This window comes from Lysinibacillus sp. UBA5990, assembly GCF_002429815.1.
Lineage (GTDB): Bacteria > Bacillota > Bacilli > Bacillales_A > Planococcaceae > Lysinibacillus > Lysinibacillus fusiformis.
In genome coordinates, this window is the sequence record NZ_DJAY01000011.1 from 743,997 (window position 1) to 768,707 (window position 24,711).

Below are 24,711 nucleotides of genomic sequence, written 5' to 3' on the forward strand. Positions count from 1 at the left end.
AAAGGGAGTGAAGCCAACTATGAACAATCTTATTCCTACTTATTTACAGCATTTTGCAAAAAGGATTCAACAGCCAGAAGGGGTCGAAACACAATTACAGCTTTGCTCTAGTTCAAATAATAAGCAATTTGAAATTTGGTATTACGGTGATTTATTAGCCTTAGAAGGAGAGGTTTTACCATTCATTTCAGGTTCGACTGCTAAAATCATTGCCAAGGACCCTTTAACAGCAGAGGAAATTTTGCTTTTTGATGCGACTTTACATGGTTATAATGCGTTGTTTTGTGATGACTATACGGAAGAACAACGTGGCAACCGTCCTCTTCAGCCATATAATATGCCCGCCACTGAAGTTATCTTATCATTTTTCTACAACATTGATTATGATGAAGAAGCGGATGACTATGAGATGGATGAACAAGGAAATGTACAGTTAATGAATGGTGAAACAACAGATTGGGAGACGGTAAAAAAAAATGGCTATGATGCATTTGCTTTTTATTACAAAAAAGAAGATGGGACATTATTAGCATTTGCTCAGGAAGAATTAGCATAGCGTGAAAGGAATCAAATTAGATGCAACTATTTCATTTTACTCAAGATTTAGCGAATCAAATTCACTCATATCAGTCCTTAAATGCGTTTTATCAAAAAATCATGAAAACGGTAGTTCCCACGAATATCGGATTTATCTATATTAAGCCAAATGGTGTAGTAGGCATGCATGAAGCACCTGTGCCACAATTATTTATTGTTATTCAAGGTGAAGGCTGGGTTTGTGGTGAGGATGGAAAAAGAGTCGATATTGCAACAGGAGATGGCGTTCTTTGGCAACAAGGACAAGCACATGAATCTGGCAGTATATCAGGATTAACAGCGCTTGTCATTCAGGCCGAACAAATTAATCTTACATAAATAAGAACGTGGGTAGAGTACTGGGCAAATAGCAGAATGCATAAGACTGAAAAATGTATGCCAATCACTGCTCTGATGATGATAGTCCAATAAGACACTCTAAAATCGGGGACTAGATGCGATTTTAGAGGGAGGTATGATGCCGACTTCGACTAGTAATTTCTTGTACAAAAGTAATGTCATTTTCTTGCATCTGACGTATAATAAGTGTCAACACTTTTCACCTGCTATTCCAATTTTTATCTTTATTGTACCGCACAATTAGATAGGGGGAAGACTTCATGCAAGTAGTTGAAAAAGCATTTGGCTATATTACAAGAGAGCACGGGGAACAAATTCAAGTTCTAGTATTTGAACAAAATACAGTAGGGGCAGGTATTCAAGTTCCTAAAGGTACCATTGAAGAAGGGGAAACACCATTAGAGGCCGTAAAGCGGGAGATGTTGGAGGAGACAGGCCTAACAACACTTGTTGTTCAAGGGCTTATTGCACAGGATTATTTTAACCATCCATCAGGTGTTTTACAGAAGCGTTATTTTTATCATTTAACTACCTCCGATGAGACAAAGGAAACCTGGCACCATTATCCTACTGGGTTGAATGAAGCAGATTTACTTTTTTCTTTTTACTGGATATCAGCTGAGCAAGATACTTTGTTAGCAAAGGGGCATGGCGATTATTTATATCGCGTATTGGCTAAGGTGAAAAATTGAACGTACTGAAAAACCGCGTCATTATTGGCGCGGTTTTAACGTTTATTTGATTAAGCTTTTGCAGCGACTTCTAAAGCTTGTGCAAAATCGGCTATTAAATCATCTACATGCTCGAGTCCTACAGAAAAACGTAAAAGTCCATCTGTGATCCCACGTTTGGCACGTTGCTCAGGCTCCATAGCGGCATGGCTCATCTTTGCCGGGTAGGAAAGAATGGATTCCACACCACCAAGTGAGACAGCGAAAACTGGGATTTTCATTGCCTCGACCAATGCTTTTGCCGAAGCATAGCTTGGTAAGCGGAAGGATAAAACTGCTCCAGAGCTTGTACTTTGACGCTGATGGATGTCATGACCTGGATGTGAGGAGAGGCCAGGGTAATAGACTTGTTCAACTAGTGTATGAGTTGCTAAAAACTCGGCAATTTTTTGAGCAGATTGTGCAGAACGACTAAATCGTACATCTGTCGTTTTAATGTTCTGCAAGAGTGTGAATGAATCCTGTACACCCAAAATATTGCCAAATGAATTTTGGATAAAGTATAAGTCCTGTCCAAGTTTTTCATCAGCTGTGACTGTTAATCCTGCAATAATATCAGAATGCCCCGATAAAAACTTCGTCGCACTATGAATAACGACATCAACACCTAATTCTAACGGACGTTGATGTAATGGAGTCATAAATGTATTATCCAAAAATGTATGACACTGGTGTTGTTTCGCCAGTTCTACTACACCACGAATATCTGTAATGCCTAGCGTTGGATTAGATGGTGTTTCCATATAAAGCAGTTTTGTAGCAGGCGTTATAGAGGCTTCCACGGCTGCTAAATCCGTGAAATCTACAAAAGTATGGGAAATGCCAAAGCGCGGTAATACCTTTGTCACAAAACGATATGTTCCACCATAAACATCTTCAGTCATGACGATATGGTCGCCCTGTGATAACAGCATTAAAGCTGCTGAAACGGCAGCAATCCCTGAAGAAAAGGCATGGGCACGAACTCCACCTTCAAGCTCTGCTATCGCTTTTTCTAGAGCATCGCGCGTAGGGTTACCGGAACGAGCATAATCATATTCGCCAAACTCATCAATACTCTCTTGGTGGAAAGTAGAGGAAAGGTACATAGGAACATTGACTGCCCCCTTTTTATTTGAGTAGCCATCACGAACACCCGCGTGAATGAGGCTAGTTTCAATATGTTGCTTCATTATTATGCCTCTTTTCTTAGGATATCAAATACTTGTCGTAAGTCTGCGATTAAATCTTCTGCCTCCTCAATACCAACTGAGAAGCGTAGTAAACGATCGCAAACGCCACGTTCAACTCGTTCTTCATAAGGCATATCTGCATGTGTTTGAGTAGCTGGGTATGTAATAAAGCTTTCCACACCACCGAGACTTTCAGCAAAAGTAATTAACTTTAAGTTACGAAGGAATGGGTCAATCCACTCAGGCTTTTGTAAGCGGAATGACAGCATACCACCTTTTCCTGTATAAAGGACATCGGTAACTAGTGCCTCGTCCTCTAAATAAGCAGCAATGGCTTTAGCATTGGCATCATGTTGTTTTAAGCGAAGGTGCATTGTTTTTAAGCCACGAATAAGTAACCAAGAATCCATAGCACCAAGCACCATGCCGCTACCATTATGAATAAAACCAATGCGTTCCGCTAATTCTGTGCCTTTAGCTACCACGATCCCAGCCAAGACATCATTATGCCCGCCAATATATTTTGTTGCAGAGTGAAGCACAATATCTGCTCCCAAATCAATAGGACGTTGGAAGTATGGTGTATAGAATGTATTATCTACAATTAACAATGCACCATGCTTATGTGCAAGCTCAGCATATACTTGTAAATCAAATTCCTGCATAAGCGGATTCGTTGGTGTTTCGATGAATAATGCACGTGTATTTTCATTTATTAATGCTTCTACCTGTTCGACTGATTCAAATTTTGAATAAACAGGCTTAATATTATATGTCTCTTGGAAGAAGTTAAATAGTCTATATGTACCGCCATATAAATCATCTGGCACCACTAATTCATCGCCTGGTTTAAATATAGATAATACTAATTGGATGGCAGCCATCCCAGAGCTACAGGCAAAGCCCATATCGCCACCCTCTAAATCAGCAAAGCCTGCTTCTAAAAGAGCACGGGTTGGATTTTTTGTACGTGTGTAGTCAAAGCCTGTAGATTCCCCAATCCCAGCATGTTTATAAGCCGTTGATAAATGGATAGGTGGACTAACCGCTCCCGTTGTTGGGTCACTTAAATTACCTAGTTGTACAAGTTTTGTTTCAATGCTTCTGTTCAATGTCATGACGTCACTCTTTTCTCCAATATTATGTAAAGCGGGACTATTCGCTTTTCATTTAATAGTAGTAATCTCAATAATTGTTACCAATTTAACATGGATATTCAAGAAGAACAAGGGTGATTTCAGAAAATTAGCTAGATTATTTTATGTTAATCACGTAGGAATAGTAGGTTATAGTGGGGAATGGATCATTTCTATGTCCGACAATGCGGCTTCACTGGAAGTAAGTTCATTAATCGTTGAGGGAGTAATGTGGATTTAAAGAAAAGCCATTGGAGGTATTTTTCTGCTAATGAAAAAGAATCTGCCTCATTGGAATGAGACAGATTCGAATTAGCGATAGATACTAGGCTTGTTCTTTTTTTAATAAATCGCGGATTTCTTTTAGAAGCTCTTCCTTGGCATCGAGCTCAGGAGTTGGTTCTTCCACGACTGCTTCTTCCTTTTTATTGGTAAGCTTCGTCATAATTCGTAAAGCCATAAAAATTGCAAACGCAATAATTAAAAAATCAATAATTGATTGTAAAAATACACCTAATTTGATTTGAGCGTCACCTGAGCCATAGACAAAGCTTGCTGTTAAATCAATACCACCTGTTAACACACCAACTAATGGCATAATGATATTTTCAACTAAGGAGGTTACAATTTTACCGAAAGCACCACCAATGACAACTGCTACTGCTAAATCGATAATATTGCCTTTCATCGCAAATTCTTTAAAGTCTTTCCACAAAATAAAATTCCTCCCTATTATGATCCTTAAAATTAATCAATTTGTATTTTACTATATTTTTCCCAAGTCTTTCAACTGCTTTCGTAGTGGAAATGATGTCCTACGCTGCTAGGTTGTATGACTTAAAAAATTTCACTACTTATTTCGAGAAATTTGGTAATATGGAAGTAGACTACTAGATTAGGTGTGACTTATGGCTAAAAAAAAGAATAACAAACCGATGTTATCACCCGCGACAAAATTGGGTATGATAGCATTATTGATTCCAATTGCAATAACCGTATATGTCCTTACTTTTTTTGCTTGGAAAGAGCTTCAAACCTTACCGATTTTTGAAAAGCTTGCTCAGGAAAAGGCAATAGAAGAAATTCAGGAGCATTTTGATATAAGCATTCCTGAAAAATTTATTCCTGTATACATAGCGGCCGAGGAGAAGTATGGCGTACCGTGGACCCTACTTGCTGCACACCATCGAATTGAGACTCGTTTTTCGACGGTGAAAACGATGGTATCGTCAGCAGGCGCAGAAGGGCATATGCAATTTATGCCTTGCACATTTGTTGGCTGGAAGCATCCCACTTGCTCAGGTTTAGGGAAGGGGAATATTTCCAAGACAGAGTTAATGAGCCCGCAGATCATTGCGAAATATGGGGGATATGGTGTTGATGCAAATGGGGATGGGATTGCAGACCCATATGACATAGAGGATGCCGTTTTTAGTGCAGCTAATTACTTGTCGAAATATGGTGCGGCAAAAGGTGACATTAAAAAGGCAGTTTTTCAATATAACCACAGTGAGGAATATGTGAAAAATGTGTTGTCTTACTATCAATTGTACAATGCTTATCATGATGAGTTAAAAGCGGCAGTCCTTTTACATCAAGAAAAATAAAGAGCCATCACATTGGATGGCTCTTCATCGCATATTTAAGTCGCTTTACGCATACCTTTGAGAATAAGGCTTACGATAAATATCAGCACGATAGCACCGATTAACGCAGGGAATACGTAGAAATCACTAACTCTCCAACCCCAGTTCCCTAAAACCATACTACCGATCCAAGAACCGACAATCCCCGCTATAATATTACCGATGATACCACCAGGTACATCCTTACCTAAAATTACGCCTGCTAACCATCCAAGAATCCCTCCGATGATTAAATACCAAATGAAACTAATCATATTTCTCATCTCCTTAAAGTTAAGATATAATGGCGATTACTTAGTTATACCCTGAATGAAGCAGATTAAACGTTGCCATCTTTTTTAGTAATAATTACATGCTTTTATCAGGCTGTCGTCAAACCTTGAAGCTCTTTCACCATGTCAATTGATCGTTAGCTGGAGTGACAGCCAAATCATCTGCATAAATTGTTGCAAAAATGCCTACATTACATAGAACAGCTTTTATATGATATATACACCGATTATCGCTTACTTCTATAGTATGTTTGCGCCTTCAAATCGTACCTAAAATACATTCACCTACTTTCGAAAGAAATGAATAAGCCTTTTCTAAAATTATCTGCAAAAACAGCCTATTCATTCGTAAAAAATATTTTTGATTCATCACCTCGATCGCCCATGCATAACTTTATTTAGCACATTCCTTATAGGTAGCCTTTTTAAATGGGTAATTTTCCATTATTTGAATAGTTTGAAAAATGAACTAAAAAAGAATATAATGTGAAAAAGGAGCGTGGTATATATGAATATGGCTGTAATGAAACGATTAAATCGTCAAGGTTTACTAATAGCGGGCTTGCATTTGTTAGTTTTATTAAATCTAGCAGCGGATTTCCTATACGCATCGTAACCAATTTAATAGAAAGGTGAATGAAATGTTTGTCCCATTTTAAAACAACCGTGTAGGCATTGTTAGTTAACTGCTCACGGTTGTTTTTATTTTGATTAAAGGAATTATTCTATTACATGTCTAATACTTAGTACTTAAAAGGGAGGGATTAAATGACAACAAGATGGGATCAACCGTTTTGTCATTTGGAACGGCCATTTGCGTGGTTGGATTTTGATGCACTTGATAAAAATATTCAAATTGTACAGGATGCATGTGGGGGAAAACCAATTCGTTTAGCAACAAAATCGATTCGTTCAGTAGAGGTGCTTCGCTATATTCAAAACAAACTTGAGAATGTAATAGGATTTATGACTTTCACAGCAGCAGAGACGATTTTTTTATTGCAGGAGCAGTTCGATGATTTGTTACTAGGCTATCCAGTGATGGAAGAGACGGCTATACGTCAATTATTGCACTTTGTTCAAGAGGGGAAAACCGTTACGTTTATGGTTGATCGACATGAACATATCCAACTATTAGCGAAGTTAGGGAATGAAATGGGTGTGCGTGTCCCAATTTGCATTGATATTAATGTTTCAAATGATTTTAAATTATTGTACTTTGGTACGAAACGTTCATCATTATATTCCCTTGAGACGTTAACTCCATTTTTGCAAGCAATAAAAAATAATCCTTCTATTGAAGTAGTTGGGGCTATGGGCTATGAGGCACAAATCGCTGGTGTTGGTAATCGTCCAGCGAATGTTTTAAAGGGTAGAGTAATAGAAGCCATGCAAGCACAGGCGAAAAAGCAGGTCACTCAATTTCGTCGACTAGCTGTAGCTCATATCAAAGCCTACTTTCCAACTTTACGTTTTATTAATGGAGGAGGCTCAGGTAGTATGACTTACACAACTCAACAGAAAGAAGTGACTGAAATTACGGTTGGCTCTGCATTTTATGCCCCTGCTCTTTTTGATCAATTTACCCATTTGCAGCTTGAAAAAGCAGCAGGATTTGCCTTACGTGTCACGAGACAGCCTGAAAAAAATATCGTTGTTTGTCATGGTGGGGGATATACAGCTTCCGGTGCGATTGGTAGTGATCGGTTACCTGTATTCTATGAACCTACCAATTTTGCATATCTTAGCTTAGAAGGTGCCGGAGAGGTGCAAACACCGATTAAGGTCAAAGGGGAAAACATTCAAATTGGTGATACCATTTATTTTCGACATGCTAAGGCTGGGGAGCTTTGTGAGCGATTCCAATTATTACATGGTGTTCGAGGGGACAAGTATGTAGGACCTTTTACAACTTACAGGGGGGATGGACAATGTTTTCTATAGAAAAGTGGAAGAATGGAGAAAAATGGACAAATTGGGCTGGGAATGTTATTTCCTATCCAAGTGAAATGTTTTTACCTCATTCTATTGAAGAGGTTTCAATGATTGTTAAACGTGCACGTGAATCAGCAAAGACGATTCGTGTTACAGGTGCAGCACACTCATTTAGCGCTGTGGCAATGCCGGAGCATATAGCTATTTCCTTACATAATATGCGCGGATTAATCGCTGTGAATGAGGAAAAGCAGGAGGCTACATTATGGGCTGGAACCTATTTATATGAAATTGGACCAATGTTAGCAAAGCATGGCTTTGCATTAATTAATATGGGAGATATTCAGGAGCAAACTATTGCAGGTGCCGTTTCAACTGGTACACATGGCACAGGGATTACACTTGGTTCCTTATCCTCGACCGTCATGTCGTGGGGGTTTGTGGATGGGACGGGAACTTATCAGGAGCATCGACGAGGAATGGACGATTTATCTGAAGCGCTTCATGTCTCGCTAGGAATGCTCGGTATTCTTGTCAAAGTAACGATCAAAGTCATGCCATTATATGGTCTGCATTATGTGGGGGCAAGAGATACTTTAGCTAATGGACTCATCGGATTTGCAGAGGATATCCAACAACATCGTCATGTGGAATGGTTTTATTTCCCTGGTAGTGAGACGATTCAAGTAAAGCGAATGAATGTTGTGGCTCCTGTCTATCAAAGTGAATGGAATAAGAAAATAGAAAACCTTAAGTTACAAATTGTAGAAAATGGTGCTTTTTTTGCGATGTCTGAGCTTTGTAAGTGGAAACCAGCTTTAAGTGGTGCCATGAGTAAAATAGCAGCGGCTAATGTGGTGGAAAGTGAAAAAATAGGTATAAGCTATGAAATTTATCCTTCACCTCGTAGTGTGAAGTTCCAGGAAAGTGAATATGCCATTCCATTATCTCAATTTGAAGCTTGTCTAGAGGAAATTCATGCAACCTTTAAAAAGGGTATTTTTAATGTTCATTTTCCATTAGAATGTCGAACAACTGCAGGGGAAGCTGGTTTTTTAAGCCCTACACAGGGGCGTGAATCAGCCTTTATCGCCTTCCATATGTATAAAGGAATGTCAGAGGAGCCCTATTTTAAATGGGTGCATACGTTAATGCAAAAATATAAAGGTCGTCCACATTGGGGAAAACAACATCATTTAACGGCTCAAAAGGTTTATGAATTATATCCAGAAATTGAAAAGTTTTTAAACATTCGACACCAATATGATCCCAATCATGTGTTTTTTACAGGATATTTAAAAAAATTATTTCTATTGTAAGCGCTATCTCCTTTTCCGTCCTTTCCAACCCTCTGTTCATATTTAGAAAATTATCGTTCTATATTTTTAAAAAATTAAAATTTGAACGAAATGTCAAAATTTTTATCAAAGCGAGATAAAACTGATGCTTAATCAGCATGTAAACGATTTCAATTTTGACAGATTTTTTTAATTGTTTAAACAATTCAAAAAATAGTGTTGACGAGACCTTTTTTTCGTACTATGATAACAACAATTTAACACGTTCGTTACAGCAGTAGTACTCTAGAAAGCTGTTATCTATAAACAAAAAATAAATAGACAGAAGATTTTGATTTTGTATATAGCAACGAACATAGTATGGAAAGCAATAAATGAGGGGCGTTTAAAATGAGAAGTGACATGATAAAAGTAGGCGTAGATCGAGCGCCACATCGAAGTCTTTTATATGCAACAGGCAAAGTAAAAGCAAAAGATTTAGGCAAGCCATTTATTGGGGTTTGTAACTCCTATATCGACATAATACCAGGTCACGTTCATTTACGTACGTTCGCTGATGTTGTAAAAGAGGCCATTATTGAAGCGGGTGGTATTCCATTCGAATTTAATACAATTGGTGTCGATGATGGTATTGCAATGGGGCATATTGGTATGCGCTATTCATTACCAAGTCGTGAAATTATAGCAGACTCAGCCGAGACGGTTATTAATGCACACTGGTTTGATGGCGTATTTTATATTCCAAACTGTGACAAAATTACACCAGGTATGCTTATGGCAGCAGTTCGTACTAACGTACCATCGATTTTTGTGTCGGGTGGTCCAATGGAGGCAGGTACATCTGCCTCAGGCAAACAGCTTTCATTAACTTCTGTTTTTGAAGGTGTCGGTGCTCATAAATCAGGAAATATGTCTGCTGAAGAGCTATTAGATATTGAAAATAATGCTTGTCCGACTTGTGGTTCCTGCTCAGGGATGTTTACCGCAAACTCTATGAACTGTTTAATGGAAATGCTAGGGGTTGCTTTACCAGGTAATGGAACAATCGTAGCTACTTCTGAAGAGCGTCATAAGCTGATTAAAGAAGCGGCGAAACAATTAATTCGTATGGTGAAGGAAGACATTAAGCCACGCGATATTATTACAAAAGAGGCAATTGACGATGCTTTTGCATTAGATATGGCTATGGGCGGCTCTACTAACACGGTTCTACATACATTAGCCATTGCCAATGAAGCAGAAATAGATTACAACATTGAGGATATTAATAAAGTCGCAGAACGAGTACCCTATTTAGCAAAAATCATGCCTGCTTCCGATATTTCAATGGATGATATTAATAAAGCTGGTGGCGTTAGTGCCATTATTAATGAATTGGTGTCTATTCCAGGCGCTATACATCCTAATCGTCCAACAGTGGCAGGAGTGACAATGGGTGAGTTAGTTAAAGATCATCACATTACGAATAATCAAGTCATTCGAACGAAAGAAAATCCATATAGTGCTGTAGGCGGTTTATCGGTGTTATTCGGTAACATCGCACCAGAAGGCTCAGTGATTAAAGTCGGCGCAGTAGATCCCTCCATCCAAGTATTCAAAGGTCAAGCAATCGTCTTTGATTCACAGGAGGCAGCACAAGAAAATATTGATAATGGAATAGTGAAAGAGGGCCATGTAGTCGTCATTCGCTATGAAGGTCCTAAAGGTGGCCCCGGAATGCCAGAAATGCTGGCGCCAACATCTGCGATTCAAGGTCGTGGCCTTGGTACAAAAGTGGCATTGATCACAGATGGGCGTTTCTCAGGGGCATCACGCGGTATTTCAATTGGACATATTTCACCAGAAGCTGCTGAAGGTGGTCCAATTGCTTTAGTCGAAGACGGAGATATGATTGAGATTGATCTACCAAATCGTACGATTAATTTACAAGTTTCAGAGGAAGTTTTAGCTGAACGTCGTGCAAAATTACCAGTCTTTGAGCCTAAAATCAAACGTGGTTGGCTCGCAAGATATTCAAAATTAGTGACGAACGCTTCCACTGGTGGCGTTATGAAGATTTAAAACTAGATAAATGAAAACGTTGATGAGGTTAAAGGTTCTAGAGCCTTGTATCTACCAGAGAGCCGGTCGTGCTGGAAGCCGGCGATACAACTAGATCCGACATCCCCTCGGAGTGAGCTATTAAACGTGTTTACACCATTAGATAGCTCCGGGCATAGTCGAAAGTGCTCGTTATTAATGAATAAATGTTTTAGACACCCTATTGGATGCGATATCTTCCGCATAGGTGTATAAATGCTGTCATTTATTCGCGAGGTAGCAATTATTTGCTATAAAAAAGGGTGGTACCATGGAAAGTCTTTTTCATCCCTACGTAAGGTAGTTCTTTGCGTGTGGAGAAAAAGGCTTTTTATTATTTTCACAATGGAATGAGCAAACTCTTCTTCTTCGGTAGGAGAGCATAGACTAACCAGCTAGTGACACTTCACTAATCTACAACACTGATGTGTGAGTTTAAAAGAAATAAAGGAGGCATATTGATGAGTGCGAATGTTTCAATCAATGAAAAAGAACAATTAGCAACAACTGCAACAGTTGAGCAAACCTATCAAGCAAAGGACGGGGCCGACGTACTAGTGCAGGCATTGCATGATCAGGGCGTTGAAATCATCTTTGGCTATCCAGGTGGCGCTGTATTACCAATTTATGATGCGATGTATAAAAATCCAATCCGTCATATTTTAACAAGACATGAACAGGGTGCCATCCATGCGGCGGAAGGCTATGCCCGTGTTTCAGGGAAAACGGGTGTTGTCATCGCTACAAGTGGCCCAGGTGCAACAAACCTTGTCACAGGGATAGCTGATGCCATGATTGATTCCATACCATTAGTGGTATTTACTGGTCAGGTTGCAACTTCTGTTATTGGCACAGATGCTTTCCAAGAAGCAGATATTATGGGGATTACTACACCAATCACCAAGCACAATTATCAAGTGCAAGATGTGAATGACATCCCACGTATTGTCAAAGAAGCTTTCCATATTGCCAGCACAGGTCGGAAGGGGCCAGTTGTCGTTGACTTCCCAAAGGACGTTTCACAAATGCTGTTTGATGTAGAAAATCCACCTCAAGCACCAGATGAAATTTATTTACCAGGCTATCAACCAACCTATAAGCCTAACTACTTACAAGTCCAAAAGGCGATACAAGCAATTTCTTTAGCAAAAAATCCAGTCATCTTAGCTGGTGCAGGTGTTCTTTTTGCCGACGCACGAGAAGAATTAACGGCGTTCGCTGAAAAATACCGTATCCCTGTAACGAATACTTTACTAGGCTTAGGCTCCATCCACGGTGAACATGAATTATTCCTAGGGATGGCAGGCATGCATGGTACAGCAACAGCGAACACAGCTATAACAAAGGCAGATTTACTACTTAATATTGGTGCTCGATTTGATGATCGCTTAACAGGTAATTTAGCTACATTTGCACCAAATGCGACAATTGTTCATATCGATATTGATCCTGCTGAAATTGGTAAAAACGTACCGACAGATATTCCGATTGTGGCAGACGCAAAAGAAGCATTGAAAGCGATACTGAAAAAGGATTTTGATGGTCCTGATACAACGGATTGGCTAGCCTATTTAAGAAATCACGCCAATGATTATCCATTATGGTATTGCAAGAATGAACATGATCAGGAAATTTTACCACAAGAGGCATTGCGATTAGTTCATAAGATTACAGAGGGTGATGCCATTGTGACAACAGATGTTGGCCAGCATCAAATGTGGACAGCGCAGTATTATCATTTAAATAACGATCATGCATGGGTAACGTCTGGTGGACTTGGTACGATGGGCTTCGGCTTCCCAGCCGCAATTGGTGCCCAATTTGCGAAGCCAGACAAAAAAGTTATTTCAATTGTAGGAGATGCAGGTTTTCAAATGACCGCACAGGAGCTGTCCATTCTACAGGAATTCAATTTACCAGTAAAAATAGTGATTTTGAATAATAGCTGTTTAGGGATGGTTCGGCAATGGCAAGAAACATTCTATGAAGAGCGTTATTCGTCCTCACTTATGCCAATCCAACCGGATTTTGTTAAATTGGCGGATGCGTATAGCATTAAAGGCTATCGCATTAACACAATTGATGAAGCGGAAGCTATTTTCCGAGAGGCATTACTTTCGGATGAGCCTGTGTTAATCGATTGTCGTGTGAAACAGCTTGAATGTGTATACCCAATGGTAGCACCAGGCAAAGGCCTACATGAAATGATTGGGGTGAAAAAGAATTGAAACGAGTAATTACCGTAACTGTGATTAACCAAAGTGGTGTGTTAAACCGATTAACAGGTTTACTTATGAAACGTCAGTTTAATATTGAATCCATTACAGTTGGTCATACAGAGCAACCGAATTTTTCAAAAATGACTTTTGTTGTCAACGTAGAGGATGAGGGCAAAATTGAACAACTAGTGAAGCAATTATCCAAACAAATTGATGTATTAAAGGTTAATGATATTACTGACAAATCGATTGTCCTGCGAGAACTAGCACTAGTAAAGGTTATTTCACCGCCAAATTTACGCTTGGAAATGAATTCGATTGTCGAACCGTTCCGCGCTCAAATAATTGACACAGCTAAAAATGTAGTGACGTATCAAGTCGTAGGACACCCAGAAAAAATAGATGCCTTTATTGAACTCATTCGACCATATGGCATTAAAGAACTTACACGTACAGGGGCAACTGCCTCAGTTCGTGAAACACAAAAAATCTCAAATCCGCAGCTCTCTATTTTAAAATAGTTTGCCTATAAAATTGATAGCTTTGGATGTGGGCACTACCAAAATGTCATGCATCTAGAGCTGTGAAAATAAACCAAATTCTAGGAGGAAACAACAATGGCTACAATGTACTATGAACAAAATATTAACGAGGAAGTATTAAAAGGAAAGAAAATTGCAATTATCGGATACGGCTCACAAGGTCATGCACATGCATTAAACCTTAAAGAATCAGGCTTTGACGTAGTGGTAGGGGTTCGCCCAGGTGGATCTTTCGATGCGGCTAAAGCAGATGGTGTTGACGTAAAAACAGTGGCTGAAGCAGCACAAGAAGCAGATGTAATCCAAATTCTACTACCAGATGAGCGACAAAAAGCTGTGTATGAAGCAGAAATTGCTCCACATCTACAAGCAGGGAAAGCGCTAATGTTTGCACACGGCTTCAATATTCACTTTGGGCAAATTACACCGCCAGCAGATGTTGACGTATTTTTAGTAGCGCCAAAAGGCCCAGGGCATTTAGTTCGTCGTCAATTCCAAGAAGGTGCTGGTGTACCAGGTTTATTCGCTATCAATCAAGATGCAACGGGTCAAGCAAAAGATTTAGCACTTGCTTACGGTAAAGGCATTGGTGCCGCACGTGGTGGTCTTCTTGAAACAACATTTAAAGAAGAAACAGAAACAGATTTATTTGGCGAACAAGCAGTACTTTGTGGTGGTGCAACGCAGCTAGTAAAAGCAGGATTTGAAACGTTAGTGGAAGCAGGCTACCAGCCAGAATTAGCATACTTTGAAACACTGCATGAGTTAAAACTAATTGTTGATCTAATGTTTGAAGGTGGAATGGCAACAATGCGTTACTCCGTATCAGATACAGCTGAGTGGGGAGATTATGTGGCTGGACCACGCATCATCGATGAGTCTGTAAAAGCACGTATGAAAGACGTGTTAACGGATATCCAAGATGGTACGTTTGCTCGCCGCTGGATTCAAGAAAATGAAAATGGTCGTCCTGAATATACAAAGTTCAAAGAGGCTGGTGCGAACCATCAAATCGAAGAAGTAGGCGCAAAACTACGTGAGATGATGCCATTCATCAATGAAGGTAAAGAAAAAGTGGTAAGAGAAGTGGCGACAAGTGCGAAAAATTGATATTTTCGATACTACGCTTCGCGATGGTGAACAATCTGCTGGTATCAATTTAAATACAGCAGAGAAAATAGAAATAGCTAAACAGTTAGAGCGCCTTGGTGTGACAATTATTGAAGCAGGGTTTCCTGCTTCGTCGCCCGGTGACTTTGATGCAGTCCATCGCATTGCTGAAACAGTAAAAAATTCAGTCGTAACGGGCCTTGCTCGTTGTATCCAAAAGGATATTGATACGACATGGGAAGCTATTAAAGTAGCTCAACAACCACATATTCATATTTTTCTAGCTACTTCGCCGATCCATATGGAATACAAGCTGAAAAAATCACCAGAACAAGTGATCGAGCAAGCAGTTGAAGCGGTTAAGTATGCGAGAAGATACTTTCCTCTTGTACAATGGTCCGCTGAGGATGCATTCCGTTCAGATCGTGAATTTTTAGTACGAATTATGAATGAAGTGGTTGCAGCTGGGGCCACAACGATTAACGTCCCTGACACAGTCGGCTATGCCTCCCCTTACGAATATGGTGCATTATTTAAGTATTTGCTGGAAAACGTAAAAGGCGCTGATAAAGTCAAATTTTCTGCCCATTGTCATGACGACTTAGGAATGGCAACAGCCAACACATTGGCGGCAATTGAAAATGGTGCTGCACAAGTGGAGGGAACAATTAATGGCATAGGAGAGCGAGCAGGCAATGTAGCGTTAGAAGAAATTTCCGTAGCACTTCATATACGTAAGGATTTTTATCAGGTAGAGACAGGGATACAGCTGCAAGAGATTAAACGTACGTCCCAATTAGTCAGTAAATTGACAAACGTCGTGATTCAGCCAAACAAAGCGATTGTTGGAAAAAATGCATTTGCACACGAATCTGGTATTCATCAGGACGGTGTGTTAAAAAATCCAGAAACCTATGAAATTATTTCACCTGCTCTTATCGGTGAAGGAGAAATACCTTTAGTTCTTGGAAAACATTCTGGTCGAGCAGCCTTCCGTGATCGAGCTGAAACAATGGGCTTTGATCTATCGGATGAAAAGCTGAATAAGGCGTTTGTGGAATTTAAAAAATTGGCGGATCGTAAAAAGGAAATTACAGAGGAAGACTTACTGACTCTTCTTACAGAACAGCAAATTCAGTTAGAGGATGTGCCAGTATTTGAATTGAAAATGGTTCAAGTGCAATACGGTACAGAAAATATTCCGACGGCCACAGCTATTGTGCTAACACCAGAGGGATTAGAGAAAACAGTAGTTGCTACGGGGTCTGGGTCAGTAGAAGCCATTTTTAACACGCTAGAGCAGCTAGTACCAAGTGCTGTTCATGTGATTGATTACCGTGTGACATCAGTGGGTAAAGGCCGTGATGCACTTGGTGAAGCTGTTATAAATATTCGTTATGATCATGTATCGACGACTGGCCGCAACTCCTCTCAGGATGTTTTGGAAGCATCGGCGAAAGCTTATTTAAATGCTATTAACCGTCATTTAATAAAAGATAGTCTTCGTGCACATCCAGTTTAATTAATCGTCCAGTTTTACAAGTAGTGAAATGTGTGAGGTACCATTCACAAGTCGGATGCAATAATCATGGCGTATAAGGTTAATCAAGAAAATTGAATACGCTCATCACTCATAAATTTGGTGAGCGTCTTTACTAAATTAGCGAATGCGCTATATAAAGAAGGGTGTTTTGATGATGGAGAAAAAAATTACAGTACTTCCTGGTGACGGAATTGGGCCAGAGGTTGTTGCTTCTGCTGTGCGTGTATTACAAGTGATTGGTAAACGGTTTAATCATACTTTCCATTTAGGGTATGGAACAATCGGGGGCGCTGCCATCGACCAACACAATAATCCACTACCAGATGAAACAATTGAGATGTGTGAGAATAGTGATGCGGTTCTACTAGGGGCTGTTGGAGGACCAAAGTGGGATCAGAATCCACCTGAATTACGCCCTGAAAAGGGATTATTACGAATTCGCAAACACTTTGATTTATTTGCTAATCTACGTCCTGTAAAGGCGTTCCCGAGTTTACTAGATGCTTCACCATTGAAGCGTGAAGTAGCTGAAAACGTTGATTTAATGATTGTTCGTGAATTAACAGGTGGCGTGTATTTCGGGGAACCACGTATGCGTACTGAAAATGGCGCAATTGATACAACTGTTTACTCGAAAGCGGAAGTAGAGCGTATCGTTGAAAATGCCTTTGAGTTAGCACGTTTACGTGGAGGCAAGTTATGCTCTGTTGACAAGGCGAATGTTCTTGAAACAAGTCGTTTATGGCGAGAAGTCGTAGAAGCAAAGAAAAAAGAATATCCAGATGTTTTGGTGGAACATAACCTAGTGGATTCTGTAGCGATGAAACTGATTACAAATCCTGGACACTATGATGTAGTAGTTACAGAAAACATGTTTGGGGATATTTTAAGTGATGAAGCATCAGTTATTACGGGTTCTCTAGGTGTATTACCATCTGCATCTATTCGTGGAGATAATTTTGGCTTATATGAGCCAGTACATGGGTCAGCACCTGAGATTGCAGGGCAAGGAGTAGCAAATCCTGCAGCAACCATTCTTTCTGTAGCGATGATGCTTCAATACTCATTTGGCTTAAAGGAAGAAGCAGCAGAAATTGAACGTGCAGTAAGTGCGGTATTTGATGATGGTTATTTTACTGCAGATCTTGCCCGGGATGGCAGTCGCGTTTTATCAACAAATGAATGGACAGACAAGGTTATTAATGAAATTGATACTAGTTTTGTTTCACAAAGTATTATGACAACATATATTTAAAGAAATAGGTGAAGACAATGGGTAAAAATATAATTGAAAAGATTTGGGATAAACATGTTGTTTATCAGGAAGAGGGCAAACCGGACCTGTTATATATTGATCTTCATTTAATTCATGAAGTAACTTCTCCGCAAGCTTTTGAAGGACTTCGGATGAATGGACGTCAAGTACGTCGTCCAGATTTAAGCTTTGCAACAATGGATCATAATGTTCCAACAAAAAATTTACCAACCATCCATGATCCGATTGCGCGTAACCAAATTGAAACTTTAGCCAAAAATGCTGAAGAGTTTGGTGTTGAGCTTGCAGGTATGGGCCATCCTGATCAAGGAATTGTCCATGTTATTGGACCAGAGCTAGGACTTACACAGCCAGGTAAAACGATTGTCTGTGGGGACTCACATACATCGACACATGGTGCATTTGGGGCAATTGCCTTTGGTATTGGAACTTCTGAGGTAGAGCATGTATTATCGACGCAAACATTATGGCAAAATAAGCCAAAAACAATGGAAATTCGTGTTGAAGGGGAGCTATCAGTCGGAGTAGCCGCTAAAGATATTATTTTAGCCATTATTGCAAAGTTCGGAATTGGAGTGGGCACAGGATATATTGTGGAATTTACTGGAGAGGCTATCCACAACCTGTCCATGGAAGAACGGATGACGATTTGTAATATGTCGATTGAGGCTGGTGCCAAGGCAGGGCTTATTTCCCCTGATCAAACAACAGTAGACTATATTCGTGGTCGTAAATATGCACCACAAGCTGAACAATTTGAGGAGGCAGCTAACTATTGGTTAAGCCTAGCTTCTGATGAGGATGCTAGCTACGATACAGTCCGTATTATTCATGCGGAGGAAATCGAACCTATCATTACATGGGGAACAAATCCATCGATGGGTACGGGTGTTTCTGGCCACGTCCCAACAATAGCAGATTATAAAGATGAATCCGATAAGGCAGCACTTCAAAAAGCTCTTGATTATATGGGCTTAGAGGAAGGGCAACCATTAACGTCCATTGATATCCAGCATGTCTTTATTGGCTCCTGTACAAACTCGCGTATTAGCGATTTACGTGCAGCTGCAGATATTATTAAAGGAAGAAAGGTACATGGCGATGTTACAGCAATCGTTGTTCCGGGCTCTCATACTACGAAAAAACAAGCAGAGGCAGAAGGTTTAGATAAAATCTTTATAGACGCCGGCTTTGAATGGCGAGAGTCAGGTTGCTCCATGTGTTTAGCAATGAATGATGATGTAGTCCCAGCTGGTGAACGCTGTGCCTCCACATCCAACCGCAACTTTGAAGGGCGTCAGGGAGCTGGTTCTCGTACACATTTAGTATCTCCACCAATGGCAGCGGCAGCCGCGATTGCAGGTCATTTTGTAGATGTACGTGAATTTGTAAAGGAAACTGTGTAAAGCTTGTTTTTACACGGAAGGGATGTTGAAAATGGAACCAATTAATATCGTAAATAGTGTAATTACACCACTTGATCGTAAAAATGTGGACACTGACCAAATTATTTCAAAAGAATTTTTAAAGCGTATTGAGCGCACAGGCTTTGGACAGTTTTTATTTTATCACTGGCGCTTTGATGCAGACGGCAATGAAATAAAAGACTTTGTATTAAATAAACCTGAATTTAAAGAGTCAAAAATTCTAGTGGCACAGGATAATTTCGGCTGTGGTTCTTCTCGAGAGCACGCTCCATGGGCCATATTGGATTATGGATTTAATGTCGTCATTGCGCCTTCCTTTGCAGATATTTTCCATAATAACTGCTTTAAAAATGGTATCCTTCCTATTAAGCTAACAGAAGTGGAATGTGATGAAATTCTAGCGAAGGGCAAAACGAATCCATATTCAGTGGAAGTGAATCTTGCGGCACAAACGGTATCTGATGATGATGGAACAGTCTATCATTTCACAATTGATCCGTACTACAAGGAAACATTGCTAAATGGTTGGGATGAAATTGCCTTAACTTTTAAATACGAGGACCATATCGCTGCTTATGAGGATAAGAGAGTAGCCTATTAATATATTTTGGAGACTGAAGACAAAGTGAGAGTTGTCTTCAGTTTTTTTGCGTTAGCAAATATCTATCCTAAATAATTATGGATAGAATGTGAATAGATGTAAATTTAACAAGAATATTCTGAATATAAACATTGTGAATAAATGGTATTTTTTGATAATGTGGAAGTAGCAAGTTATTTGAAAGGAGAATAGATTATGATTACTTATTCAGTTTCCTGTATTTTTTGCAAAAAGACGTTTGAGGTTGTGGAAGGGACAAGGAAATATACCTTGTATAAAAAAAATATGAAAGGGAAATTCTCCTGTGAAGATTGTGATAGTAAAATTGAACGTGAGGCTAGAAAAGGATTGTTAGGAAAACTTTAAAAATGCTTTTAAAACAACTTGTCCGTGACCTTTTTTCTCCATTAAAATAGAGTTTAGAAGAAAGGTTGGGAAATCAATGATTACAGTTATAGGAAGTTTAAATATGGATTTAGTTGTACAAATGAATGCTTTTCCAAAGCAGGGAGAAACCATTCTTGGCCATGCATTTCAAACAGTTTCAGGAGGAAAAGGGGCAAATCAGGCAGTTGCCGCTGCTCGACTTGGGAGTGACGTGGCGATGATTGGCTGTGTCGGTCAGGATAGTTTTGGTGAAACATTATGTGTGGGTTTACAGCAAGAACAAGTAAACACAGATGCCATTGTTCATAGTACTACAGCTCCAACAGGTATTGCTAATATTCTTATTTTCAATCAAGATAATCGAATTGTAGTGGTGCCTGGCGCAAACTATGAATTAGCACCTTCACATATTGAGGCATCCAAAGACTTGATACAAAAAAGCCAAATGGTGATCATTCAACTGGAAATTCCAAAAGAGACAACAGCATATGCCATTCAACTATGTAAAGAGGCGGGAGTGCCAGTATTGTTAAATCCTGCACCAGCGGCAAATTTTGATAGACAGTGGATGAAGGATATCGCCTATTTAACGCCAAATGAAACAGAATGTGCGGAAATTTTTAATGAGCCCGTCGATCACCTACTAGAAAAGTATCCTAATAAGCTCATTATGACGCTAGGTAGTGATGGTGCTCATTATTTTGATGGTACATTTCCCATTCATATTCCGGGCTATATGACGACAGCTGTGGATACAACAGGTGCAGGTGACACCTTTAACGGTGCACTAGCTCATGCCTTAGTAGAGGGTCAATCATTGGATGAGGCAGTGTACTTTGCTAATCTTGCTGCCTCATTGTCTGTTGAAAAATTTAGTGCACAGGGAGGCATGCCTACACTTGGGGAAGTTTACGCGCGTATGGCGGGCACAGGGGAATAGTATATCAATTGGAGCAGGCAGATCTAAATAGCTATAACAAAGGTTAATTATACTGGGAATTTTAGTGAAATTCATAAAATTGACTATTTCTTTTAGTCTGAATTGTGAATGAAATGTGAAATGACATTGTATCGGTATAAGGATGAATTCCTATTTAGTGTATAAATGCATAAGTATATTGTCCTCTTTTCGTTGATCTATATATTAGTAAAGCATTAGTATCATTTATAATGGTCTTATAGATACATACGAAAAGAGGTTTTGAGGATGACGAACATTGACAATACGCCAATCGAATTTACAACCTCAGCGAATAATATATTGCCACAATTTGTTGATCAACTTCGACAATTGTACGGTATTATTGTCCAAAATACATATGTGAAAGATACAGCTAAACATTTAAATCGTATTATTCAAGATGCTAATAACCAAACCATGATTTTAATCGTCGGTAAACAACGAGTAGGCAAAACGACACTAGTCAACGGACTCCTCGGACGTGAGGTTTTATCTGTAAATGATCAACATCCGACAGGTGTCAATACATTTATTCGATATGGCGAACAAGAAGAGATTAAAGCCTATTTTTTAGATGGCGTTGTAGCCATATTTGATCTTAGTAAATTAGAACTACTGACAACAGGTGATACATTTGCTTCGCAGATTTTACGTGAACATCTAGATTACTTAGAAGTATATTTAAAAAATGATTTATTAAAATCTGTGACAATCATTGACTCGGTTTCCTTAGAAGCTGGGGGAGGTGAAATGGCCTATTTCTCTGAAGCACTGATGAACCGTGTAGATGAAATATTCTGGGTTTTACGTGCCGGCTCTAGGGCGATTGATGCTGAGCTTTTATTAATGGATACGTTAAAGCATAAAGGAGTGGAGCCTTTATGTGTCATCAATGGTATTGATGCTGATGAGCATGCAGACGTATTTATTACTGCTGAACAACAACGTATTGGCCATTTGATGAGTGATTTTATAGCTATTTCCGCAACGAATGCACTGGTAGCCAAGCAAACGGACAACCTTGAGCTTTGGCAGAAAAGTCAATATGATCATTTAATCGCTCACATACATCGTGTGGCTGAAAATAGTGAAAAAAAAACCTATGCCATTTTAATTCGCTTCTTACAATGGCTTGAACGGTTCCGCTTCGAATTAACTGTAATTCCACGACGTGACCCATTTCAGTCTGCTGTTGAGAATATCGAAAAATACGCAGGCGATACCCAATTTGAGTTTTCTCGCTATCAGCGTGACTTAGCGATAGTTAAGGAATATGAGCAAGAATATGAGCAGGTGGCAAATACATTTACACATGTTCAAACCCTTTATCAGCTCTTACAAACTATCTCCCAACATGATTATTTACAAGATGAGAAGGTAGAAAAATTTACTGAAATCGCTGTATATTATCAACAAATGTTACGGGAGTATCGTACTATGCACAGTGAGTATTCACGTGAATATGAGCGCTTAGATGCACAGCATAAAAAGATACATGGTAAAGGGCTTATGAAGGCTATCTTCGGTCAGCATACTCAAAATGAATTTTTCAAAGAGCGTGTGCAAAAATTAAATGAGCAACAAGTAGTTTGTGTAGCTCAATACGACAAGGTACTGCAAGCAGAAACGTCCATGTTGCAAGCAGTTCGAGACATTCAACCTTATTTAGTCAATTTAGTAAAGGAACGTATGAGTCGTATTGAACAAAAAGTGCAAGAATTAAATCAACAACGTGCGAAAGAGAAGCGACAATTAAAGCGTTATGCTGAAAAACTAAATGAATTTTCATGTTTAATTGAAGCACAGGGCTATATTAAGGAACATCTTCAACCTTTCTTAATGCAGGAACAAATGCCACTAAAAGCCAAGGACTTAGAAATGCTTGAAGAAACGGTGCAGGCTATTTTGAGCATAGATCTTTCAAGGAATGGTTTATTGGCACGTAGTCAAATGAATAATAAAATGGAGAGTATTGCTATACCTTTTGATGTGGAGGAAATGCATCCACAGCAATGCTTAACGTTACAAGAAGAAGATGTAAAATCGAACGATATTCCAGAGATACCAAATAAACTAGCCATACAATATGCAGAATAAACTTTACAAAACGTTCTAAAAGAATGAATCTTTTAGGGCGTTTTTTTATGGAATGAAACATATCATACCATTTATACGTATAAATGGTATGGAGGGATAAAAATGATTGAAATTAAAGGACGTTACACGGAGGCTAAAATTTATGCTGAAACAGCATTGTCATCAGCGATCGATCAAATTCAAGAATTGACGAATCAGCCGTTTATGTCAGGTACGAAGGTACGTATTATGCCTGATTATCATGCAGGGAAAGGCTGTGTTATTGGCACGACCATTCACCTACAGGAGCGGGTTGTGCCAAATCTGGTCGGTGTGGATGTGGGCTGTGGTGTATTTGTAGCGAAATTAGATGTAACGACGGTTGATTATGAGAAACTAGATACTATCATTCGAACGTATGTGCCGAGCGGTCAAGAGGTTCATAAGGAACTATCGCCTGACCGACAATTTTTAGCGTTCGAAGGGAAACAGTTCAAAGCAAGTGGCTTTAAGGATGAGTATACAAATCTATCATTAGGGACACTTGGTGGAGGCAATCATTTTATTGAATTGGCTAAAGATGAGGAGAATCAGTACTATTTACTAATTCATACTGGTTCACGTTATGTAGGGGCAAAAGTAGCAAACTGGCATCAAAAAAGAGCCTATGACAATTTACGTCAGCAAGATTTGACTGAAAAAATAGAGGACTTCAAACAACAGGGGAGAGAAAAGGAAATTCAAGCGATGATTCAAGCCTATAAAGAAAAGCATCCTGCGGTTCCGAAAGAGTTAGCCTATTTAGAGGGCGAATATTTCCATGACTATATTCATGATATGAAAATCGCGCAGCAATTTGCGCAGATGAATCGTTGGACTATTGCTGAAACCATTGCAAAACATATGGATTGGCAGTTAATAGATACATTTGATACGATTCATAATTATATTGAGACGGAGACCATGACGCTACGGAAGGGAGCCGTTCGTGCCAATAAAGGAGAGATGCTTGTCATTCCTATGAATATGCGCGATGGATCACTTATTTGTATAGGGAAAGGAAATGCTGATTGGAATCATTCAGCCCCACATGGAGCAGGACGCATGTACTCTCGTCGTGCCGCTAAAAAAGCGCTGAATATGGAGGATTTTAAAGAGACGATGCAGGGGGTCTGGACAACATCAGTCAATGAAGAAACATTAGACGAGGCACCAATGGCCTATAAGCCTATGGCAGAAATTACATCTGTGATTGGAGAAACAGTAGATATTATTAAGGTTGTTAAACCTGTCTATAATTTCAAAGCGAGTGAAGCGACAAAGCCTTATGAGAGAAAGGGACCCTCGAACTCCCTATAATTAAT

At 39.4% G+C, this 24,711-nt stretch carries 22 protein-coding genes; 18 read left to right on the top strand and 4 right to left on the bottom strand.

Annotation, left to right across the window (positions count from 1 at the left end):
- Positions 1–19 precede the first annotated feature (19 nt).
- The 3 genes from B3D94_RS11120 (at position 20) to B3D94_RS11130 (ending at position 1,628) form a co-directional block, all read left to right on the top strand.
- Positions 20–556 carry a hypothetical protein gene (locus B3D94_RS11120; RefSeq protein ID WP_291757300.1) on the top strand — a complete coding sequence of 179 codons (537 nt, stop codon included), beginning with the start codon at positions 20–22 and terminating at the stop codon, positions 554–556.
- 20 nt (positions 557–576) lie between these two features.
- Positions 577–915, top strand: coding sequence for a cupin domain-containing protein (locus tag B3D94_RS11125; RefSeq protein ID WP_069481829.1), 339 nt, complete (start codon positions 577–579; stop codon positions 913–915).
- Between the two features lie 281 nt (positions 916–1,196).
- A complete protein-coding gene (locus B3D94_RS11130; protein ID WP_069481828.1) occupies positions 1,197–1,628 on the top strand; it encodes an NUDIX hydrolase in 432 nt (143 codons plus the stop codon).
- A gap of 50 nt (positions 1,629–1,678) precedes the next feature.
- On the opposite strand, the gene B3D94_RS11135 is transcribed toward B3D94_RS11130, so the two are convergent.
- The 3 genes from B3D94_RS11135 to mscL all read right to left on the bottom strand — a co-directional run bounded on the left by B3D94_RS11135 (position 1,679) and on the right by mscL (position 4,690).
- Entirely contained in the window at positions 1,679–2,839 is a 1,161-nt protein-coding gene (locus B3D94_RS11135; RefSeq protein ID WP_069481827.1) for an aminotransferase class I/II-fold pyridoxal phosphate-dependent enzyme, read from the bottom strand.
- 2 nt (positions 2,840–2,841) lie between these two features.
- A complete protein-coding gene (locus B3D94_RS11140) occupies positions 2,842–3,957 on the bottom strand; it encodes a methionine biosynthesis PLP-dependent protein (RefSeq protein WP_291757301.1) in 1,116 nt (371 codons plus the stop codon).
- Between the two features lie 343 nt (positions 3,958–4,300).
- A complete protein-coding gene (mscL, locus tag B3D94_RS11145; protein ID WP_008180473.1) occupies positions 4,301–4,690 on the bottom strand; it encodes a large conductance mechanosensitive channel protein MscL in 390 nt (129 codons plus the stop codon).
- Positions 4,691–4,883: 193 nt separating this feature from the next.
- Between mscL and B3D94_RS11150 the strand changes: the two genes are divergently transcribed.
- Positions 4,884–5,582, top strand: coding sequence for a lytic transglycosylase domain-containing protein (locus B3D94_RS11150; protein WP_291757302.1), 699 nt, complete (start codon positions 4,884–4,886; stop codon positions 5,580–5,582).
- Between the two features lie 35 nt (positions 5,583–5,617).
- On the opposite strand, the gene B3D94_RS11155 is transcribed toward B3D94_RS11150, so the two are convergent.
- Entirely contained in the window at positions 5,618–5,875 is a 258-nt protein-coding gene (locus B3D94_RS11155; protein ID WP_004231402.1) for a GlsB/YeaQ/YmgE family stress response membrane protein, read from the bottom strand.
- 786 nt (positions 5,876–6,661) lie between these two features.
- Between B3D94_RS11155 and B3D94_RS11160 the strand changes: the two genes are divergently transcribed.
- The 14 genes from B3D94_RS11160 (at position 6,662) to B3D94_RS11225 (ending at position 24,706) form a co-directional block, all read left to right on the top strand.
- A complete protein-coding gene (locus B3D94_RS11160) occupies positions 6,662–7,837 on the top strand; it encodes an amino acid deaminase/aldolase (protein WP_291757303.1) in 1,176 nt (391 codons plus the stop codon).
- Positions 7,825–9,147 carry a D-arabinono-1,4-lactone oxidase gene (locus tag B3D94_RS11165; protein ID WP_291757304.1) on the top strand — a complete coding sequence of 441 codons (1,323 nt, stop codon included), beginning with the start codon at positions 7,825–7,827 and terminating at the stop codon, positions 9,145–9,147. The genes B3D94_RS11160 and B3D94_RS11165 overlap by 13 nt, the downstream gene beginning before the upstream one ends.
- 369 nt (positions 9,148–9,516) lie before the next feature.
- The gene (ilvD, locus tag B3D94_RS11170) at positions 9,517–11,187 is read left to right on the top strand and encodes a dihydroxy-acid dehydratase (protein ID WP_008180485.1); all 1,671 of its coding nucleotides are present in this window, start codon (positions 9,517–9,519) and stop codon (positions 11,185–11,187) included.
- Between the two features lie 479 nt (positions 11,188–11,666).
- Positions 11,667–13,433: a biosynthetic-type acetolactate synthase large subunit gene (gene ilvB, locus B3D94_RS11175; protein WP_193832377.1), complete on the top strand. Its 1,767-nt coding sequence runs from the start codon at positions 11,667–11,669 to the stop codon at positions 13,431–13,433.
- Positions 13,430–13,945, top strand: coding sequence for an acetolactate synthase small subunit (gene ilvN / locus B3D94_RS11180; protein ID WP_069481820.1), 516 nt, complete (start codon positions 13,430–13,432; stop codon positions 13,943–13,945). Before ilvB ends, ilvN begins: the two co-directional genes overlap by 4 nt.
- 96 nt (positions 13,946–14,041) lie before the next feature.
- On the top strand, positions 14,042–15,076 hold the full coding sequence (ilvC, locus tag B3D94_RS11185; RefSeq protein ID WP_291757305.1) for a ketol-acid reductoisomerase: 1,035 nt from the start codon (positions 14,042–14,044) through the stop codon (positions 15,074–15,076).
- The gene (locus B3D94_RS11190; RefSeq protein WP_291757306.1) at positions 15,063–16,598 is read left to right on the top strand and encodes a 2-isopropylmalate synthase; all 1,536 of its coding nucleotides are present in this window, start codon (positions 15,063–15,065) and stop codon (positions 16,596–16,598) included. The genes ilvC and B3D94_RS11190 overlap by 14 nt, the downstream gene beginning before the upstream one ends.
- Positions 16,599–16,773: 175 nt before the next feature.
- The gene (gene leuB / locus B3D94_RS11195; protein ID WP_043990737.1) at positions 16,774–17,874 is read left to right on the top strand and encodes a 3-isopropylmalate dehydrogenase; all 1,101 of its coding nucleotides are present in this window, start codon (positions 16,774–16,776) and stop codon (positions 17,872–17,874) included.
- A 17-nt stretch (positions 17,875–17,891) separates the two neighbouring features.
- The gene (gene leuC, locus B3D94_RS11200) at positions 17,892–19,301 is read left to right on the top strand and encodes a 3-isopropylmalate dehydratase large subunit (protein WP_069481818.1); all 1,410 of its coding nucleotides are present in this window, start codon (positions 17,892–17,894) and stop codon (positions 19,299–19,301) included.
- 31 nt (positions 19,302–19,332) lie between these two features.
- Positions 19,333–19,923: a 3-isopropylmalate dehydratase small subunit gene (gene leuD, locus B3D94_RS11205; protein WP_069481817.1), complete on the top strand. Its 591-nt coding sequence runs from the start codon at positions 19,333–19,335 to the stop codon at positions 19,921–19,923.
- A 195-nt stretch (positions 19,924–20,118) separates the two neighbouring features.
- Positions 20,119–20,289 carry a hypothetical protein gene (locus B3D94_RS11210; protein WP_175423048.1) on the top strand — a complete coding sequence of 57 codons (171 nt, stop codon included), beginning with the start codon at positions 20,119–20,121 and terminating at the stop codon, positions 20,287–20,289.
- A 76-nt stretch (positions 20,290–20,365) separates the two neighbouring features.
- A complete protein-coding gene (rbsK, locus tag B3D94_RS11215; RefSeq protein ID WP_291757307.1) occupies positions 20,366–21,250 on the top strand; it encodes a ribokinase in 885 nt (294 codons plus the stop codon).
- A gap of 267 nt (positions 21,251–21,517) precedes the next feature.
- Complete coding sequence (locus B3D94_RS11220; RefSeq protein WP_069481815.1) at positions 21,518–23,368, top strand: dynamin family protein; 1,851 nt, start codon at positions 21,518–21,520, stop codon at positions 23,366–23,368.
- Between the two features lie 102 nt (positions 23,369–23,470).
- The gene (locus B3D94_RS11225; protein WP_291757308.1) at positions 23,471–24,706 is read left to right on the top strand and encodes an RtcB family protein; all 1,236 of its coding nucleotides are present in this window, start codon (positions 23,471–23,473) and stop codon (positions 24,704–24,706) included.
- Positions 24,707–24,711: the final 5 nt, after the last annotated feature.

What these genes read in the sequence shown, in the direction of transcription:
- B3D94_RS11120 (WP_291757300.1), top strand. Translation starts at nt 20, where the DNA reads ATGAACAATCTTATTCCTACTTATTTACAGCATTTTGCAAAAAGGATT.
- B3D94_RS11125 (WP_069481829.1), top strand. Translation starts at nt 577, where the DNA reads ATGCAACTATTTCATTTTACTCAAGATTTAGCGAATCAAATTCACTCA.
- B3D94_RS11130 (WP_069481828.1), top strand. Translation starts at nt 1,197, where the DNA reads ATGCAAGTAGTTGAAAAAGCATTTGGCTATATTACAAGAGAGCACGGG.
- B3D94_RS11135 (WP_069481827.1), bottom strand. Translation starts at nt 2,839, where the DNA reads ATGAAGCAACATATTGAAACTAGCCTCATTCACGCGGGTGTTCGTGAT.
- B3D94_RS11140 (WP_291757301.1), bottom strand. Translation starts at nt 3,957, where the DNA reads ATGACATTGAACAGAAGCATTGAAACAAAACTTGTACAACTAGGTAAT.
- B3D94_RS11150 (WP_291757302.1), top strand. Translation starts at nt 4,884, where the DNA reads ATGGCTAAAAAAAAGAATAACAAACCGATGTTATCACCCGCGACAAAA.
- B3D94_RS11155 (WP_004231402.1), bottom strand. Translation starts at nt 5,875, where the DNA reads ATGATTAGTTTCATTTGGTATTTAATCATCGGAGGGATTCTTGGATGG.
- B3D94_RS11160 (WP_291757303.1), top strand. Translation starts at nt 6,662, where the DNA reads ATGACAACAAGATGGGATCAACCGTTTTGTCATTTGGAACGGCCATTT.
- B3D94_RS11165 (WP_291757304.1), top strand. Translation starts at nt 7,825, where the DNA reads ATGTTTTCTATAGAAAAGTGGAAGAATGGAGAAAAATGGACAAATTGG.
- ilvD (WP_008180485.1), top strand. Translation starts at nt 9,517, where the DNA reads ATGAGAAGTGACATGATAAAAGTAGGCGTAGATCGAGCGCCACATCGA.
- ilvB (WP_193832377.1), top strand. Translation starts at nt 11,667, where the DNA reads ATGAGTGCGAATGTTTCAATCAATGAAAAAGAACAATTAGCAACAACT.
- ilvC (WP_291757305.1), top strand. Translation starts at nt 14,042, where the DNA reads ATGGCTACAATGTACTATGAACAAAATATTAACGAGGAAGTATTAAAA.
- leuB (WP_043990737.1), top strand. Translation starts at nt 16,774, where the DNA reads ATGGAGAAAAAAATTACAGTACTTCCTGGTGACGGAATTGGGCCAGAG.
- leuC (WP_069481818.1), top strand. Translation starts at nt 17,892, where the DNA reads ATGGGTAAAAATATAATTGAAAAGATTTGGGATAAACATGTTGTTTAT.
- leuD (WP_069481817.1), top strand. Translation starts at nt 19,333, where the DNA reads ATGGAACCAATTAATATCGTAAATAGTGTAATTACACCACTTGATCGT.
- B3D94_RS11210 (WP_175423048.1), top strand. Translation starts at nt 20,119, where the DNA reads ATGATTACTTATTCAGTTTCCTGTATTTTTTGCAAAAAGACGTTTGAG.
- rbsK (WP_291757307.1), top strand. Translation starts at nt 20,366, where the DNA reads ATGATTACAGTTATAGGAAGTTTAAATATGGATTTAGTTGTACAAATG.
- B3D94_RS11220 (WP_069481815.1), top strand. Translation starts at nt 21,518, where the DNA reads ATGACGAACATTGACAATACGCCAATCGAATTTACAACCTCAGCGAAT.
- B3D94_RS11225 (WP_291757308.1), top strand. Translation starts at nt 23,471, where the DNA reads ATGATTGAAATTAAAGGACGTTACACGGAGGCTAAAATTTATGCTGAA.